Origin of the sequence: Daejeonella rubra (genome assembly GCF_900103545.1) — a bacterium.
In the GTDB taxonomy this organism is placed as follows: domain Bacteria; phylum Bacteroidota; class Bacteroidia; order Sphingobacteriales; family Sphingobacteriaceae; genus Daejeonella; species Daejeonella rubra.
This window is the reverse complement of the sequence record NZ_FNHH01000029.1, coordinates 1-18,220: the sequence shown is the minus strand read 5'-3', so window position 1 is coordinate 18,220 and position 18,220 is coordinate 1. Positions and strand designations below refer to the sequence as shown.

Below are 18,220 nucleotides of genomic sequence, written 5' to 3'. Positions count from 1 at the left end.
TTAATCCAGCTGAATAGTCAGGTGAATGAAAAACTCTTTCCCATTTTCCCGAATGGTTAATTCATGCTTACCTGGGTAAAGTAGTCGCAGTCTTTGCTGAACATTGTTCAGTCCTATACCGTTCTTCTCACTTTCCGGATCATTGGAATTTTTCGCATGTATGGAATTGGAAACATCGAAATAAAGGCTTTTATCTTTACATAGCAGACTTATTCTTATACCGGATGATTCTTTCAGACTTATTCCATGTTTAAAAGCATTTTCAACAAAAGGAATTAACAGCATTGGTGCGATCTGAAGATTTCCCATATGTTCTTCAATTTCTGATTGTATGGTAATATCAGGTGAAGTTTGAGTGCGTAATGTTTGTAAAGCAATGTAATTATTCAGGTACTCGATTTCTCTGGTTAATGATATTTTTTCCTGCATATTTTCATGAAGCATGAATCGCATCATGTCACCAAGTCTTTGTATACCATCTGCTGTCCGCTCTGATCTCTCTTGTAAAGCAGTACCATATAATGAGTTTAAAATATTAAACAGAAAATGGGGATTGATCTGAGAACGAAGGAAATTGAGGTTCGCATTTGAATGTCCGAGGGCAGTTTTCAGTCCTATTATTTCATAATTTGCCGTTAATCTTTGTTTATAGAGGTACCAGGAAAGTGGACCTGTGATAAGAAGCTGAAAGGCAATATTGAAAAGACTGACTGCAATGGCGATCTCCGGATCATTTCTATGATTGAAAATAAGGGAGAATAGTGAAAGAGGAATGACGCTGATCACTGTTATTCCAGCCAGTTTCCAAAAATATGCCTTAAAAGTTTTACCCTTTTTATAGACTTGCGGAATCAGATTGTAAATCGAATAACAATAAATTGTAATTCCCATCAGTGTGCATATGGCTATAACAATAACTGCCCCTTCATCAGCATTTCCAATTAATAGTAGAAATAATCCAATCATCCAGAGTATAAAGGCATAAATCCCATCCCGGGTTATTACCCGGTATTCTGATTGAATCAGGTCGGAGTTCTCCAACAGATAGATTGCCACGTACTTGATTGCAGTGTAAAATGCAAACATGATCATCAACCAGAATGAATACATGATATTATCCTGAAAGAGCTTGGTATAAAGGTCTTCATCAGGGTACTGGTCGAATAAATATCCTTTTATCCAGGTATCCGTTGTACCCATAGAAACACTTATGAAATAGAATATTACATGGATATAAATGATGTTTTTTGCAATATTTTCTTTTCGACTGAGTGGTGGTATTATCAGTAGTGTTAGCAATAAATAGCTGCCATAGAAAACCGCGTATCTGAATAAAGTTGGTATGAAATAGTTATCGAAATATGAATACTGCTGCAAGGATTCCCTGAATAGACCCTTATTAGGTACCCAGTTTTGATTAATTGATCCGGAGACCAAAAAAAATATTGAAAATACGAACATGGTGGTTACTGCCCAAAATTCGATCTTATTGATATCAGCCGGTTTGTTTATAATTTGTTTCATATTTTATTGTTTACGGAACAATGTTAAGCTGTACATCCTGTTTGAACTAATAAATGTGATGAAAGTCCCGTAAAATGTGATGAATTTGTTTTAAGATATGAATCTCTGTAATTATGACCTTAAAAAATCGATATTTCTCTTTAATCCACTAAACTTTGTTCTTTTAACGGCTGAGTTTTCAAAGACTTTTTTAAAGGTATCTTCATTAATTTCCTGCCAATCACGCTGCGATAATTCTAAAAGATCATCATGTGGATTGAATAAAGGTTCAGTATTTAGGACAGAAAACTTATTCCAGGGACAAACATCCTGGCAAATGTCGCAGCCGAACATCCAGTTATCCATTTTACCTTTGAACTCAGTAGGAAGTTCATTTTTAAGCTCAATGGTCAGGTAGGAAATACATCTGCTTCCATCTACTACATAAGGCCCAACAATGGCATCAGTAGGGCAGGCATCTATGCATTTTGTACAGGTTCCGCAATGATCTTTTGTTGGCGCCAGATCGTATTCCAGATCAAGGTCAATGATCAATTCTGCCAGAAAGAAAAATGAACCAGATTTTTTATTGATCAGGTTCGTATGCTTGCCTATCCAGCCTAATCCTGCTTTTTTTGCCCATACCTTATCCAGTACAGGTGCAGAATCAACAAAGGAACGACCGCTAACTTCACCGATCCCCTCCTGTATTAACTGCATCAATTGGTTCAGCTTTTCTTTTATTACTGCATGATAATCATCGCCATATGCATACTGACTTATTTTAGGTGCAAATGGATCTTTTTGTTTCTGATCAGTATAATAATTTAATGCAAGTGAAATAACCGATTTAGCTCCATAAACGAGTTTACATGGGTCAAGACGTTTATCGAAATGGTTCTCCATATAGCTCATTTCTGCGTTATAGCCCTTTTTAAGCCAGTTTTCAAGTCGTGGAGCTTCTTCTTCCAGGAATTCTGCTTTTGATATACCACAGAACAGAAAGCCCAGTTTCAATGCCTCTGATTTTATAAACCGTGAATATTGAGCTCTGTTGATCATAATGAAATTCAAAGATAAAAAATATGCTTGTTACGAATGCTGGCTATTCAATATTTGAAGCCTGAACAAGTATGGTTTATCTAAATAATATCCTTTGTGGTATAGCATTTGCAAGACTAGTGTAAATAAATATTCATTATGAAAACACATTTTCTTAAACTTTCAGCGCTTACAATTGGTTTAGTTGTTTCTGCTGCAGTGAACGCTCAGGATAAACCTGAAAGTCCCAAATTATTTTCTCCAGCTTCTTCTTTTAATACATGGTCGGTAGGAATTAGTGGTGGCATGCTTGCACCCACAATATTTTCCGGACAAAACGATTTTAGTCAGTGGAAGCCTGAATTAGGATATGGTGCTTATATCAAAAAACAAATTTTACCAGCATTTGGTATTCAGGCAGATTTTTTGGCCGGAAAGCTGAAGGCTGATAATTCAAAAGCATGGGGAAATGGAATGGATCCAGTAAGCCCTTATTCTTCTTATGAAACTAAGCTTGCTTATTCAGGAAGTTTGAGTACAAACTTTACACTAGCTAATATTTATTGGATGAACCGTCAAAATGTGGTTCAACCTTATTTAAGCGCTGGAGCAGGATTAATGAGTTATAACATTGTATTAAAGAATAATGCAGGTACAGAAACTAAATTCAACTCAGGTGAAAATGTAAATGAAGTATTTATTCCGGTTGGTGCTGGTTTAAAGTTCAGCTTAGGTAATAATGTTAATCTTGATCTTGGTTATACCATGAACTTTGTTGATGGTGATAACATGGATGGATTCCGTTCAGGTATTCAAAATGATAAGTTCTCTTATTCACATATCGGACTTGAATTTGCATTGGGGAGTAAGTCAAAAAGACAATTATCTACCTATAACCCGGTTGCTGCATTAGAGGATGATTATATCACCAGAAATGCTAAGCTACAGGCAGATCTTGATGCTGATCGTGCAAAACATGCAGCTCATATGGCTCAAATGGATGCTGATTGGAAACGTTATCTGAATGATGCGGATAAAGATGGTGTATCAGATTACTTTGATAAATGCCCTAACACTCCAGCAGGAACTCAGGTAGATGGTGCAGGTTGTGAATTAAAAGTAACAACAAATACAACAGTAGTTAACCCGGTTCGTGTGGTAGTTACTGAAGAAGACAGAAAAGTTGTTGCTGAAGCAATCCGTAACCTTGAATTTGATTTTGCAAAATCTACCTTACGTTCAACTTCATACCCAAGCCTTAACAGGGTTGCTGACTTGCTAAAATCTAAAGACTTTAGTTTAAAATTAGCTGGTCATACTGATAATGTAGGTAGTGATGCAGCGAACTTGAAACTGTCTAAAGATCGTGCAGAGTCAGTGAAATCATATCTGGTAAGTCAGGGAGCTAATTCTTCACGCATTGAAGCTGTTGGATATGGCGAAAGTCAGCCAATCTCTACTAATAAAACTGCCAAAGGTCGTCAGGATAATAGAAGAGTAGAATTTACATTATACTAGAACCAATTATAATAAATAAAAAGGGGGCTGATCCATTTGGATCAGCCCCCTTTTTTATTTGATCGTTTTATTGAAAAGTTCCAGTGTTCTTGACCAGGCTAGTTTTGCGGCCTCGGGATTATATCGTTCACCACCTGTATCGTTATTAAATGCATGCTGAACTCCATCATAGATAAATAACTGGTAATCTGTTCCCGCTGCTTTTAGTGCTGCCTCGTAAGCCGGAATGCCAGCATTTACACGGGTATCCAAACCTGCATAATGCAGCATCAGCTTTGCTTTTATTTTTGGTACATCGGCTGCATCCGGCTGACCTCCATAATAGGCTACTGCCGCCTTTAATTCCGGAGAATTTACTGCCATGCGATTTGTTAAGGCACCACCCCAGCAAAATCCAACACAGGCTGTTTTTCCATTACTTTCTGATCTTGATCTTAGGTAATCAAAGGCATTCAGGAAATTTTGCAGATTTTTAGGAGCCTCAATTTTACTGAACATGGCTCTGGCTTCATCAACGTTTTCAGGAGTCCCGCCAAAAGGTGAAAGTGCATCGGGAGCCAGTGCAATAAAACCGGCTTTTGCAATTCGTCTGGTTATATCTTTTATATGAGGGTTCAAGCCACGGTTTTCATGAATCACAACAACACTTCCATATTTGCCACGTCCCTTAGGTCTTGCAAGATATCCTTTCATAGTGCTGCCATCACCAGAGTAGCTGATATCCTCAAGGATAAGATCTTCATCCTGTTCAGAAACAGTGGCAGCCTGTGCATAACCAACTTCTAATAGTGATAGGGCAGAGGTTGCAACTGCTACACTTCCGGTAAGTTTTACCAGCCGGCTCATGAATTGTTTACGGCTTAAAGGTTTATGGGTGTATTCGTCGTAGAGATTGATAATTTCCTGATTCATATTGATTTATGTTTAAATTAATTTCAATTAAAATATTTTAACTATAAAGAATATTTCGGATATTTTTCAATAAAATAACTGACATATGCTTAGTTATGCTACTACCATACTAAGCAATGCAACTAATAATATTAATATTCAGGATAAGGTAATGAAAAAAAATAAAAATTGAATCTAGCTTAAAAAATGTATTTCGCAGGAAGGATCAAAACAAGGTATTTCCACCTGTTTTTAGTCGGCCGAGATGTTTATAGGCAATTTCAGTACATTCTCTTCCCCTTGAAGTACGCATAATGTATCCTTCCTGAATGAGGAATGGTTCATATACTTCTTCGATTGTACCTTCTTCTTCTCCAACGGCAGTGGCAATAGTTTTTAAGCCTACTGGTCCGCCCTTGAATTTATCAATAATGGTTATCAGGATTTTATTATCCATCTCATCCAGACCATGCTCATCCACATTCAGTGCGTTTAGGGCATATTTAGCGATCTCGGTATCGATATTGCCATTGCCTTTTATCTGGGCAAAATCACGAGTCCGGCGTAAAAGGGCATTTGCAATACGAGGTGTACCACGACTCCTCCGGGCTATTTCATAAGCGCCTTCATCTGAAATTTCAGTTTTAAGAATTTCTGCAGAGCGCAATACAATGGTTGTAAGCAGTTTGGCATCGTAGTATTCAAGACGGCTGTTTATCCCGAATCGTGCTCTCAGAGGAGCTGTTAGAAGTCCTGAGCGCGTTGTTGCTCCAACAAGTGTGAAGGGATTTAATGAGATCTGTACTGAGCGGGCATTGGGTCCGGTTTCAAGCATGATATCGATCTTGAAATCTTCCATCGCGGAGTACAGGTATTCTTCAACCAGCGGACTTAAGCGATGTATTTCGTCAATAAAAAGAATATCACCCTCTTCCAGATTGGTTAGTAAACCTGCAAGATCTCCTGGTTTATCTAAAACAGGTCCTGAAGTGATACGGATATTTACTCCCATTTCATTCGCTATAATATGCGATAGAGTAGTCTTTCCTAATCCCGGAGGTCCATGCAACAGCACATGATCGAGTGCTTCACCTCTAAGTTTCGCTGCCTGAACGAATATGCGCAGATTGGCAAGTATTTTATGTTGCCCTGTAAAATCTTCAAAAACCTGCGGACGAAGAACTTTTTCTATCTCCCGTTCTACAGGTGAAAGATTTTCTTCGGCGGGGTCAAGGTTTTCGTTCATAAGGCCAGAATGTCTTTATTAATTTGTTTAGATAAATATAAAATTCAATTCTTATTTTTTGGAATCTAAATTCCTCGAATAATCCCTGAAAAAACTGCTTAGCTTAATCTGAATAACACCTAAAAAGGCTTCTCTGAATATTCTGGTGCTCATTTTTGAAGTTCCTTCAGTACGGTCAGTAAAGATGATTGGTACTTCAACTACTTCAAAGCCATACCTGATCGTTGTAAATTTCATTTCGATCTGGAATGCATATCCAATAAACTTTATCTTATTGAGTGGAATAGTTTCCAGTACGATGCGCCTGTAACATTTAAATCCAGCTGTAGCATCCTGGATATTGATACGGGTGACCAATCTAACATAAACAGAAGCAAAATATGACATCAAAACCCGGCTCATAGGCCAGTTTACTACATTTACACCTTTTATATATCTTGAGCCAATGGCGAGATCAGAACCATCAATACATGCGAATTTTAATTTGACAAGATCTTCCGGATTATGTGAAAAATCGGCATCCATTTCGAAAATATATTCGTAATGTCGTTCAAGAGCCCATTTAAAACCATGAATATAGGCAGTTCCTAATCCTAGTTTTCCTTTGCGCTCTTCAATATGAAGCATTCCCTCATATTCTTCCTGAAGGCTTTTTACAATATCTGCTGTTCCATCCGGGGAACCGTCATCAACTACCAGAATATGGAATACATCGGGAAGAGAGAAAACTTTTCGAATGATATTTTCGATATTTTCCTTCTCGTTGTAGGTTGGAATAATGACAAGGCTGTCTGATAACACGTACTAAAATTATTAACTGCGAATATACTGCTTTAAACGAAAAGAGAGATGTATTTAACATCTCTCTGATCTGTATTTTTAAAGTGTTAAAATATTATTCTGCTTTGAGTGATGCCATAGTTTCTGCTGAGAAATCTTCAGCGCCATGTGCAAGCCTTTTTAATGGTTTAAGTATAGAGATTACAATACCACCAATAAGCGTGCAGAATACAGCTATTCCTATAAATATTTCAAATTCTCCTGCAGTTTGTGACCAAACACCTACCCATCCAGCAACATAATTACCCAGGCCGGTTGCCGCGAAAAATACCCCCATCATGATCGAAGCATATTTCAAGGGAGCCAATTTGGTGATATAGGATAGAGCAACAGGGGATGCACTTAGTTCTCCGATAGTATGGAAAAGGTAAGCCAGAACAAGCCAGTACATCGCTGAAGAACCTTCATTCTGATATTGAGCTGAAGCTGCAGTCATAAAAAGAAATCCCCAACCCATGATTATCACTCCAATAGCTATCTTAAATATGGATGATGCTTCTTTTCCACTTCTTTTTCTGTTATACCAGAATGCTGCAACAGGAATTCCCAGCGTTATTATAAAGAATGAATTGACAGACTGGAACCAGGTTGCAGGAACCGTCCAGTTCAGGAAGCCGATGATCCTATTTGTTTTTTCAGCAGCATAAAGGTTCATTAAACCTCCTGCCTGCTCAAATGCTCCCCAGAATACAATGATCATCAGGAATGATAAAAGCATCACTTTCACACGATCTTTTTCTATCGCTGTAAGTGGCTTGTTTTTTATTTCCTGATCTGCAACAGATAATTCTTTAGTTGCTTCTCCAACACCCTGAAGGTATTTTTGTCCAAATATGAAAATAACCAAACCAATCGCCATTCCTATACCCGCCAGGCCGAAACCATAATGCCAGCCCATGGTCTCGCCAACGTATCCAATGATTATACCTGCCAGAAATGCTCCAACATTGATTCCGATATAAAAAATAGTAAATCCTTTATCACGACGGTCATCACCTTTAGGATAGAGTCCGCCAACCATAGTTGAAATGTTTGGCTTTAAACAACCAACTCCTGCAATTATTAATCCTAAACCCACATAAAATGTTATTAATGACTGGAATGCAAGGATACTGTGCCCGGCTACCAGCAGGACTCCACCTAAAATAACTGCCTTTTTCTGACCGATCAACTTATCTGCAAGGATTCCGCCAGGGATGGAGGATAAATAAACCAGAAAGGTATAAATACCATACAACTTTAAGGCCTCGCTGCTTGTCCAGCCAAAACCAGGGTTTTCTCCGTTAACCGATGAAACAAGAAAAAGCACGAGGAGTGCCCGCATACCATAGAAACTAAACCTTTCCCACATTTCTGTAAGAAACAGTATATACAAGCCTCTGGGATGTCCGAAAAGTTGTTTTTGTTGCAATTCCATATAATTTAATTGATAATTGATTGGTTAGCTTTTGTTACTTCTTAAATGTTAAAAAGAAGTAAAAAGTTCAATTATAATTAAATTTTACTAAAATTGATGCTTTATATATTCTTAATGTTAAAATCTTCTTAAATGATTGAACAGACTGCCCTGATAACGAATGATGCTGTTGTGTTAGGAATCCTAATGGGTATTCTTGGATTGGTCTTCTGGACATCAGAAAGCAATATTGTTTTTTTTAAAAAGCTATATACTGTTATTCCGCCTATACTTCTGTGCTATTTCCTTCCTGGTCTATTAAATTCAATGGGGATTATTTCGGGTACAACTTCATCGCTTTATACCATGGCATCCAGGTACCTGTTACCTGCCAGTCTGGTATTGTTTACATTAAGTCTTGATTTAAGGGAGATATGGAAATTAAGAAAAAAAGCGGGATTAATGTTTATCACAGCCTCGATCAGTATAATGCTTGGCGGGCCTGCAGCAGTTTTTCTTGTTTCGCTGTTTGCACCTGAAATTGTAGGTGGTGAAGGTGCTGAAGAGGTTTGGAGAGGATTGAGTACGGTCGCCGGAACCTGGATTGGGGGAGGTGCGAATCAGGCAGCAATGTATGAGATATTTAAGCCTAGTCCCGATCTCTTTTCTGCTATGGTTGCCCTTGATGTGTTTATTTCTTATCTGTGGATGGCTTTGTTGCTTTTTGGAGCAGGTAAAAATGTTCTGATAAATAGATTTTTAAAAGCTGATGATCAATCGGTTACAGAAATAAAAGATAAAATCGAAGCATATCAGCTAAGTATAATGAGGATTCCTAAAATGGAAGATATCATACTGATACTTGGAATTGGCTTTGGCGTAACTGGAATTGCCCACTTTGGGGCAGATAATATTGCGCCCTGGATAACTATTAATGCACCTTATCTGAGCGCATTTAGTCTTACTTCCGGTTTTTTCTGGCTTGTAATTATAGCTACGACTTTAGGCATGGTGCTCTCCTTTACCAGACTCAGGAATCTTGAAGGAGCAGGGGCTTCAAGAATTGGAAGCGTATTATTGTATGTATTGATCGCAACTATAGGCATGCAAATGAATATCATGGCTATTTTTAATAAACCGGGTGTACTTATCGTTGGATTGGTATGGATCCTGATACATATTATTGTGATTTTTATTGTTGCCAAGCTTACTAAAACTCCATTCTTTTTCCTTGCAGTTGGCAGTATGGCTAATATCGGAGGTCCAGCATCTGCACCTGTAATTGCCAGTGCCTTTCATCCTTCACTAGCTCCCATTGGGGTATTATTAGCTGTTTTTGGCTATGTTATAGGTACTTACGGAGCCTATGTTTGTGGTTTGATGATGCAGGCAGTGTCGCCTTAGGCATCAAGGTTCTGCATGCCTATATCTGTGTTGAGTTACGTTTTACTGGTTGTTTGTTCAGGCCTGTTAAATATTCGCTTGACTGAGATTCAGACTTACAAATATTACCTACAGCTTAAAACTTCTGATTCATCTTTTTCGGGTCATTGAAATTATCATCCTGATCTGTTGAATCATTCTTTAATTCAAGGTCCGGTACAAATTTCCATCTGCCATTTTGAAGTTTAAAACCATCATAAGAAAAATCAGGTCCATAAAGTTCAAACCTCCCTTTCAGTTTCGGATCAGGGGGAGCCAGATGGTCAAAAACGATCGTATTGGTAGAAGGCTCATAATTCAAAACCATGGAAGCTCTTCGGTCATATTCAAAAATTATCCGCTTTTTTCCTGGATTATCCTGGTCTCCATCAAATACAGGCATGCCAAAATGTGCCTTCCCATCCTTGAAATAGAGAATTTCGATCACCTTCTTTGTTGATTTAACCGTATTTCCTTTCCATCCAAGTAGCACATAATAGGGGATTGGAACATTGTTCAATACTGAAATTATCCTGTAATACTGAGCACCGTACCATCTGTCATTGCTTGTAGTACTATCAGATGGACTTTTAAAGGCAGGAGTATAATCAATCAATGGAAACAATTCAAGCCTACCATCAGGCTTATTCATCTGTACTGTTCCATAATATCGGTAGCTGCCATCATTATTCATTACATGCCAACTGAAAATCCGGAACCTTTTATCTGATGACGACTGAATGGAAATTGCTTTTACTGAATCAAAAGGAAAATTAAAAGAATAAGGTGTTTTTAAGGCAGTTACAAGAGTTTTAATCAGTTTATAACTTGCATTATAGCGTTCAGGCTCAATACTGTCATTCACCATTTTATAGCTAAGCTCTTTCAGACTATCCTGAAATGCCATTAGCTGCTGCTGGTTTTTATTGCCTGAAGGCTGGCCTTCTGCTTTTGTCAGAATTAAAAGGAGAAGGCCACCGATCAGAAATACTTGCTTCATGTGCTTTTATTGAAGGTTTTCAATGACCATAGCACTTGCTCCACCACCGCCATTACAAATTGCTGCAACCCCTATTTTTGCGTTATTTTGTTTAAGGACATTGATTAGTGTAACAACTATTCTTGCGCCGGATGCGCCAAGAGGATGTCCTAGTGAAACGGCACCGCCATTAACATTTACTTTAGAGGGATCAAGCTTTAAGATTCTGTTATTTGCCAGCGATACAACTGAAAAAGCTTCATTGATCTCATAATAATCTACATCACCGGCTTGTATTCCTCCGCGTTCTAAAGCAATAGGAATAGCTTTAGACGGAGTGGTGGTAAACCATTCAGGTGCCTGCTGAGCATCTGCATAAGATATGATCCTGGCCAATGGCTTTAAACCAAGTTCATCTGCTTTTTCTTTACTCATTAAAACCAGAGCTGCAGCACCATCGTTTAGTGTAGATGCATTGGCTGCAGTTACAGTCCCGTCCTTTTTGAAAACGGTTTTTAATGAAGAAATCTTATCAAATTTAACGGCATTAACCTCTTCATCATTCTCAATGAGACTTATTTCACCTTTTCTGTCTTTTATTTCAACCGGAGTGATCTCATTTTTGAATTTGCCTTCTGCCTGTGAAGCCTGAGACCTTTTATAGGATTCTATTGCATAAGCATCCTGGTCTTCACGGCTAATATTGCAATCTGTAGCGCATAGTTCAGCTGCCGATCCCATATGGTAGTCATTATAAACATCCCAAAGGCCATCCTTTACCAGGCCATCAATGATCTTTCCATCGCCTAGCCGATAACCATTTCTGGCCTTATCCAGGTAATAGGGAACATTACTCATGCTTTCCATTCCTCCTGCAATAACAATATCATTTTGTCCCATTGCAATACTTTGTGCAGCGAACATAATTGCTTTTGTGCCTGATGCACATACTTTATTTATCGTAGTGGCAGGAATATCCGGAAGCCCTGCAAATTTTGCTGCCTGAGTTGCTGGAGCCTGCCCGATATTTGCCGACAGCACATTACCCATAAACACTTCCTGAACTTGTCCCGGGTCAATACCTGCACGTTCAACGGCAGCTTTAATGGCAGTAGCGCCCAGCTGACTTGCTGTAAGTGCAGACAAAGAACCTCCGAAACTTCCAATAGGAGTTCTTACTGCTGATATAATATAAACTTCTTTCATCTGTTTTTATTTAATTTTTTATTGGTGATGAACCAGCCTGACGGTAGGCAGGGTGATCATGATTTTATAATCATAGCCCTGCGGGTTTTAGCAAAATCAGGATGGTTTCATTTTGGTACAATTGATTAGTTGTTGCAAGTTAGGAATTTGCAGGCAAGAGCAATTCAATTAACGCTATAATAAAAGATTTGTTACTGAATAATAACAATTCTATAAAGTAATATGTGCTTATTTCAACAAGATTATATATCAATTAAAAATTCAAATAATTAACATAAATACTTAATAATCAATATTTTTCCTTAATGGATATGCCATTAAATCCAATAATGGAATCAGGAAGGCTTTTTAAGTCAATCTCAGCCTTAGTATTTGGGATATAAGTTTTATAGCTGAATTTTTCCGGTTTACGTTTCGGCACTTCGATCAGTGTATAGGTTTTAACTGCCTCAGTAGTATTCCCAATCAGTTTTCTTGGTCCATCGCCAATACAACCTGCATTCAAAAATCGTATACCATCTTTTACCGCTGGATAGAATGCATGCTGATGTCCGCTGATATAGAGGTCAATGCCATTTTTATTAAAAAAACTTAGGGCCGCTTCCGGGTCTGAATTTACTTCCCCCGCTTTGTTCTTACTATCTACAATAGCATAAAGGGGTAAATGCCCAATCAGGATTCTCAAACTCGCTTTTTTTGCAAGTTTTTCATTCAGCTGTTTTTTCATCCAGTCGTACACTTCCGGATCAATTTTGGCACCTGCAGCGTCCCAGCTTATGAAAAAAACATTGTTTTTGATATAGCTATAATAAAAAGGATAATGACTTGAATCAACAAAATCTAATCCCGTAGCTTCGATATTGTCCTTCCAGAATTTTTGAGATAATTTACGGTCTGTCAGGTAGGTAGGAGAGGCATCATGGTTTCCAACGGTAAAGCCAAAAGGTATATTTAACTTTCGGACAGGATCTAGTACTGTTGTTTTAAAGCTATCCCACATAGCATTGATATTTTCTTCGCTTAAAGAAGCCTTTTGCCCTGCAACCATATCACCTGCACAGAGTATGATATCGGGTTTTATTAAGTCCAACTGACTAATAACTGCTTTTACATCATCACTATAACTTGTAGAACCATAGCTTGAATTTAGATCAGATATAACACATATCTTCAGCACCTTAGCTTTCCGGTTGTTTTTACCTGCAGGTTCATCTTGAAATGAAGCACTACTTTTGAAATTAAATGAACTGAAAAGTATAAAAAGTAAGATGCTAAGGAGTATGGCTGTATAGTTGATTTTCATGAAATGATTTTTGTACCCAAAGCTAATTATTAAAGTAGTATCGATTTAACAATATGATCATGCATTTTTTTTTGGTAAACTCATCTTTTTGAGGATATTTAATAAATGATCAGAGACGTTTCAAACCTTAATAAATTCTTCATTATTCTGCTTTTAGTTGTGAGTACAGGATGCTCTTCTTTACAAACTGCAAATAAGCTAACCTTCTTTCAGATGGCTGACACGCAGTTTGGATTTTTTAATGCGAATAAAGAATTCAGCAGGGAAACTGTAAATTATGAAAAGGCGATTGCGGAAACAAACAGATTGAAGCCCTCATTTGTTGTTGTTTGTGGTGATCTGGTTAATAAACCGGGTGATCTGCCACAGATCAGCGAATACAAAAGGATATCGGCTAAATTAGATCCATCTATTAAAATTTATAGTGTATCTGGTAACCATGATGTAGAAAATATACCCACAATAGCAAGTTTGGCTCTATATAAACAACATTTTGGAAGTGATCGCTACACTTTTCGTTCAGGAAATATTTTTGGTATCGTAATAAATTCATCCCTGATCAAAGATCCTTCGCTGGCACCTGCTGAAGCTGCAGACCAGTTGGAATGGTTGATTGAAGTACTTGAGGATGCAAAAAAATCAAATGCAAAGAATATCATGGTATTTATGCATCATTCCTTGTTTCTTAGGGATGCAAATGAAGCTGATGAGTATTTTAATATCAACACGGAGCGACGTAAAATATACCTTGAACTTTTCAAAAAATATGGCGTTAAACAGGTTTTTGCAGGACATTATCATCGTAATGCCTATGGCAAATCGGGTGATATGGAAATGATCACTACGGGGCCGGTCGGCAGACCCTTAGGTGCAGACAGTTCTGGTTTCAGGATTGTAAACGTTAAGGGAAAGATAGTTGATCATAAATATTTCGCTCTGGATTCTCTTCCTGCTCAACTAAAGTATAAGAAATAGAATTTTAAGAGTTCTGTATTCAGAAAAACTAATCAGGTAAGATAGATTTTTAATTCTTCATGGATCCGTTTTGCTATTTTAGCAAATATCTCCCATTTTAACACCTGAATATTCATGATTTTTGATACTTATTATATACTGATCGTTCTGTGTATCCTGGTGATCATGTCCTACCTTTTTAATATAATCTCAGATCGCTTAAAGGTTCCTTCTGTTATATTACTGATCAGTTGCGGAATTTTATTTAAGATCATTGGTGATTACTTTCAATTTGTTTTCCCTGTTTCCAGAACTGTCCTTGAATTACTGGGAGTTGTAGGATTGATACTCATAGTTTTAGAAGGATCACTTGATCTTAAGATTACTCCTGATAAGCGACAGCTGATCAAAAGATCACTGCTGGCAGCTATCCTGATGTTGTTTTCAACTACTATCGCAATTGCTTTTATCCTTGGATTTACATTAGATATGTCTTTTAAGCAAGCATTACCTTATGCGGTTGCAATGGGAGTGATCAGTAGTGCTATTGCCATTCCAAGTGTCAATAAACTGGAGCCCAATAAGAAAGATTTTATTATTTATGAATCCAGTTTCTCTGATATTATTGGAATCATGCTATTCAACTACGTGATCTCAAATGAATTGCTTTCCATTATGACGGTTGGCACTTTTTTGGGAAATCTGGTGCTGATCTGTGTAATATCCATTATATGTACACTTTTTGTATTGTTGCTTTTTAAATATCTGAAAGGGCACATAAAAGTTTTTCTTATCCTTTCGATTTTGATCCTGGTTTATTCACTTTCAAAGCAATTGCATCTGCCATCTTTGTTTTTTATTCTGGTTTTTGGCCTGGTACTTAATAATGTTGAACCATATCTCAGGGGTTGGTTAAAAGATTATCTTCATCCTGAAAAGCTTTTGGAAGTTAATATTGAACTAAAAACCATGACCGCTGAGCTTGCCTTCCTCATACGGACCTTCTTTTTCCTTTTGTTTGGATACAGTATTGATATTTCACTAATTGTTTTAAAGCCGGTTGTTCTGACAGGCACCCTCGTTATATTGGTTATATTATTACTCCGTTATGTTTTTTTACGCTTTATATCCAAGACGAATATTTTTCCTGAACTGTTTATTGCTCCACGTGGTTTAATAACAATTATTCTTTTTTACAGTATTCCAATCCATCTTGCTACCGATAAATTCAATGAGGGCGTTCTATCTTTTGTTATTCTAGGATCGGGCCTGATCATGATGCTGGGGCTAATTTTTACCAATAAAAAATTCAATGTAGAGAATGAGTTAGCGCCGGAAAAGTTTGATAATGGGGATACTAATAGAGAATAATCTTGTAAAATTCAATTTATCACCTTATTAATTGCCTGTAAACTAATAGATTATATGATCATTTTCTTATAAGCCATCATACAACCAATATGCAGGCCTTCATGGAATGGAATAAAGTTCAATGCATCCTCAATCGAACTGATCTCAACATTAAACCGGGTCTTCCAGCTTTGATAATTATTGAAAGCATCTATTTTTAAATCGGCATCTACTCGTTCCAGGGAAGTAATGAGCAGTGTTTTGATTGATTCGATTTCTTCTGTACTGAATTCATGATCCGGTCTGGACCCATTTTTAAATGAATCGAAAAATTTCTGATCTAAATTTAATGGCAAGCCTCCACGCAGGTAAAACACACCTTCTTGCGCTGCGATCAGGTGCCCCAGGTTCCAGATAATATTATTGTTAAATCCTTCAGGGATCTGGTTTAGTTGTTCCGGACTTAAATCATTGATAAGTTCCAGAATTATCAATCTTGTTTTTCTTATGTTATCGATTTGCTTGTTCATGTTGATGAATTTTGGTGTGAAATTAAAGATTCACACGGAAATACATTAATTTATATTCTAACATTTAACTGTCAATTTCATTTATTCATTTTGCAAAGAATTCATTACTCCTTTCAAATGAGAATGATGATATTCAGCCTTAAATAAATTTTCATTGAAAAATCCGGAATATGATGCAGTTGTTATTGGCTCAGGACCCAACGGTCTTTCTGCTGCTATTACATTACAACAGGCCGGGTTAACTGTATTAATACTTGAGGCAAAGCAAACAATCGGAGGTGGACTTCGATCAGAAGAACTTACATTGCCAGGTTTTATACATGATGTTTGCTCAGCAATTCATCCTCTTGCAGCCGGATCGCCCTTTTTTAATTCCCTGCCATTGGAGCAATTCGGATTGGAATTTATCTATCCGGAAATTGCTGCTGCTCATCCTTTTGATGGTGGAACAGAAGCAGTTTTAAAGGGGTCTGTAGAAGAGACTGCTAGTAAGCTCGGAATTGACACAGAATCTTACCTTGAACTTCTTGCCCCATTAGTTAGAAACTGGACTGATTTAGCTCCGGATATTTTAGCGCCTCTCCATTATCCAAAGTATCCATTAGCTATGGTTTCTTTTGGGTTGAATGCCCTGAAATCAGCTTCTTTTTTAGCTAAAAGATTTAAATCTAAGGAGGCCAAAGGACTTTGGGCGGGTATGGCTGCTCATTCTATGCAATCATTGTCGAACAGTACTTCTGCTGCTGCCGGACTAGTTCTACTGGCAACCGGACATGCAAAAGGATGGCCTGTACCAAAGGGGGGATCAAAAAATATTGCACAAGCACTTGCTTCTTATTTTATTTCAATTGGCGGAAAGATAGAAACAGGTGCTCATGTAAAGTCAATGTCTGACATCCCATCATCACGAACCTTACTATTTGATCTTACTCCAAAACAAATATTGGAAATTGCAGGAGAGCACTTTTCATCAATTTATAAATGGCAGTTAAAACGCTACCGTTATGGGATGGGGGTGTTTAAAATAGACTGGGCTTTAGATGGTCCAATTCCTTTTACTGCATCAGGGTGTCTCAGAGCAGGCACCGTTCATCTCGGGAATACCTTCGAAGAAATTGCAGGAGGGGAACAGATGACTTCCAAAGGAAAGCATCCCGAAAAGCCATTTGTCTTAATGGCACAGCAAAGTATCGTTGATCCATCCCGTGCTCCTCAAGGCAAACATACAGCATGGGGCTATTGCCATGTACCTAACGGATCAGAAAAGGATATGACTGCTGCTATTGAGAAACAAGTGGAACGATTTGCTCCCGGGTTCAGAGACCTTATTCTGGCAAAGCATACCATGAATACCAAAGAGATCGAAGTTTATAACCCTAATTATATCGGTGGAGATATCAATGGAGGGGTGATCGATATGGGGCAGCTATTTACCAGACCTGCTCTTCGAACTTCCCCATATCGTACATCTGCTAAGGGCATTTATATTTGTTCTTCCTCAACTCCTCCCGGTGGTGGGGTACATGGTATGTGCGGCTATCGTGCTGCAAAACAGTCTCTTAAAGATGTATTCAATATAGATATTGCCCTGTAAAACATATGTTATTAAAAAAAAGCATTTGAAATGCACAAAGAATATCAGAAGTAATCCCCGGCTCCCATTCATTTACCATACCTTCAAGGAAGTATCTTGCAGACAAAGAAGAAGTTAATTTATATTAAATGTAGTTTGGGTTAGATTTCCAAAGTTGTATTTAGGATAGGATCAGGTTCAAATTTGTGGACTAATCATATTTTCAGCCTAAAGAGAAAAAAATGATTGTAAATGCTCCTGATCTTAACTAACATTTCCGGAATTATTCCGGAGGGGGGCAAAGAACTTTTGTATTGGACAATCAGAGCTGACCAAAACCCCGTTTTAATAGCAACTGAACGTAAAATGGCTATACACCAAACGAATCTAAGACCTGCCTAAGACCTCTCTTTTAGCTTTCTTTTTTCCTGTTTTTAATTTAAGTTCTTGATAAACAGTGTACTTATT

At 37.7% G+C, this 18,220-nt stretch carries 15 protein-coding genes; 5 read left to right on the top strand and 10 right to left on the bottom strand.

Annotation, left to right across the window (positions count from 1 at the left end):
• Positions 1-1,524 (bottom strand): sensor histidine kinase, encoded by a 1,524-nt coding sequence (locus BLR27_RS15540; protein ID WP_090706420.1) that lies wholly within the window; start codon positions 1,522-1,524, stop codon positions 1-3.
• 111 nt (positions 1,525-1,635) lie between these two features.
• The gene (gene queG / locus BLR27_RS15535; RefSeq protein ID WP_090706418.1) at positions 1,636-2,565 is read right to left on the bottom strand and encodes a tRNA epoxyqueuosine(34) reductase QueG; all 930 of its coding nucleotides are present in this window, start codon (positions 2,563-2,565) and stop codon (positions 1,636-1,638) included.
• A gap of 138 nt (positions 2,566-2,703) precedes the next feature.
• Between queG and BLR27_RS15530 the strand changes: the two genes are divergently transcribed.
• Positions 2,704-4,062 carry an OmpA family protein gene (locus BLR27_RS15530; RefSeq protein WP_090706416.1) on the top strand — a complete coding sequence of 453 codons (1,359 nt, stop codon included), beginning with the start codon at positions 2,704-2,706 and terminating at the stop codon, positions 4,060-4,062.
• A gap of 54 nt (positions 4,063-4,116) precedes the next feature.
• Here the strand turns inward: BLR27_RS15530 and BLR27_RS15525 are convergent, their stop codons facing one another.
• From BLR27_RS15525 to BLR27_RS15510, 4 genes are all read right to left on the bottom strand, one after another.
• Positions 4,117-4,974, bottom strand: a complete 858-nt coding sequence (locus BLR27_RS15525; protein WP_090706414.1) for a dienelactone hydrolase family protein — start codon at positions 4,972-4,974, stop codon at positions 4,117-4,119.
• Between the two features lie 205 nt (positions 4,975-5,179).
• Entirely contained in the window at positions 5,180-6,199 is a 1,020-nt protein-coding gene (gene ruvB, locus BLR27_RS15520; protein ID WP_090706412.1) for a Holliday junction branch migration DNA helicase RuvB, read from the bottom strand.
• A gap of 51 nt (positions 6,200-6,250) precedes the next feature.
• Positions 6,251-7,000: a polyprenol monophosphomannose synthase gene (locus BLR27_RS15515; RefSeq protein WP_090706411.1), complete on the bottom strand. Its 750-nt coding sequence runs from the start codon at positions 6,998-7,000 to the stop codon at positions 6,251-6,253.
• Positions 7,001-7,094: 94 nt separating this feature from the next.
• A complete protein-coding gene (locus BLR27_RS15510; protein ID WP_090706407.1) occupies positions 7,095-8,456 on the bottom strand; it encodes a peptide MFS transporter in 1,362 nt (453 codons plus the stop codon).
• A gap of 132 nt (positions 8,457-8,588) precedes the next feature.
• Between BLR27_RS15510 and BLR27_RS15505 the strand changes: the two genes are divergently transcribed.
• Complete coding sequence (locus BLR27_RS15505) at positions 8,589-9,839, top strand: DUF819 family protein (protein WP_090706405.1); 1,251 nt, start codon at positions 8,589-8,591, stop codon at positions 9,837-9,839.
• 115 nt (positions 9,840-9,954) lie between these two features.
• On the opposite strand, the gene BLR27_RS15500 is transcribed toward BLR27_RS15505, so the two are convergent.
• The 3 genes from BLR27_RS15500 to BLR27_RS15490 form a co-directional block, all read right to left on the bottom strand.
• Positions 9,955-10,857, bottom strand: coding sequence for a hypothetical protein (locus BLR27_RS15500; RefSeq protein ID WP_090706404.1), 903 nt, complete (start codon positions 10,855-10,857; stop codon positions 9,955-9,957).
• A gap of 6 nt (positions 10,858-10,863) precedes the next feature.
• Positions 10,864-12,042 carry an acetyl-CoA C-acyltransferase gene (locus BLR27_RS15495; RefSeq protein WP_090706402.1) on the bottom strand — a complete coding sequence of 393 codons (1,179 nt, stop codon included), beginning with the start codon at positions 12,040-12,042 and terminating at the stop codon, positions 10,864-10,866.
• A gap of 289 nt (positions 12,043-12,331) precedes the next feature.
• The gene (locus BLR27_RS15490; RefSeq protein ID WP_090706400.1) at positions 12,332-13,345 is read right to left on the bottom strand and encodes a metallophosphoesterase family protein; all 1,014 of its coding nucleotides are present in this window, start codon (positions 13,343-13,345) and stop codon (positions 12,332-12,334) included.
• Positions 13,346-13,450: 105 nt separating this feature from the next.
• Here BLR27_RS15490 and BLR27_RS15485 point away from each other — a divergent pair, with 105 nt between their 5' ends.
• Together BLR27_RS15485 and BLR27_RS15480 are read left to right on the top strand one after the other, a co-directional pair.
• Positions 13,451-14,320 carry a metallophosphoesterase gene (locus BLR27_RS15485; protein WP_090706399.1) on the top strand — a complete coding sequence of 290 codons (870 nt, stop codon included), beginning with the start codon at positions 13,451-13,453 and terminating at the stop codon, positions 14,318-14,320.
• A 114-nt stretch (positions 14,321-14,434) separates the two neighbouring features.
• Entirely contained in the window at positions 14,435-15,670 is a 1,236-nt protein-coding gene (locus BLR27_RS15480; RefSeq protein WP_090706397.1) for a cation:proton antiporter domain-containing protein, read from the top strand.
• Between the two features lie 50 nt (positions 15,671-15,720).
• Here the strand turns inward: BLR27_RS15480 and BLR27_RS15475 are convergent, their stop codons facing one another.
• The gene (locus tag BLR27_RS15475; RefSeq protein WP_090706396.1) at positions 15,721-16,179 is read right to left on the bottom strand and encodes a DinB family protein; all 459 of its coding nucleotides are present in this window, start codon (positions 16,177-16,179) and stop codon (positions 15,721-15,723) included.
• A 154-nt stretch (positions 16,180-16,333) separates the two neighbouring features.
• On the opposite strand from BLR27_RS15475, the gene BLR27_RS15470 reads away from it, so the two are divergent.
• Positions 16,334-17,773: a phytoene desaturase family protein gene (locus BLR27_RS15470; protein WP_090706394.1), complete on the top strand. Its 1,440-nt coding sequence runs from the start codon at positions 16,334-16,336 to the stop codon at positions 17,771-17,773.
• Positions 17,774-18,220 lie beyond the last annotated feature (447 nt).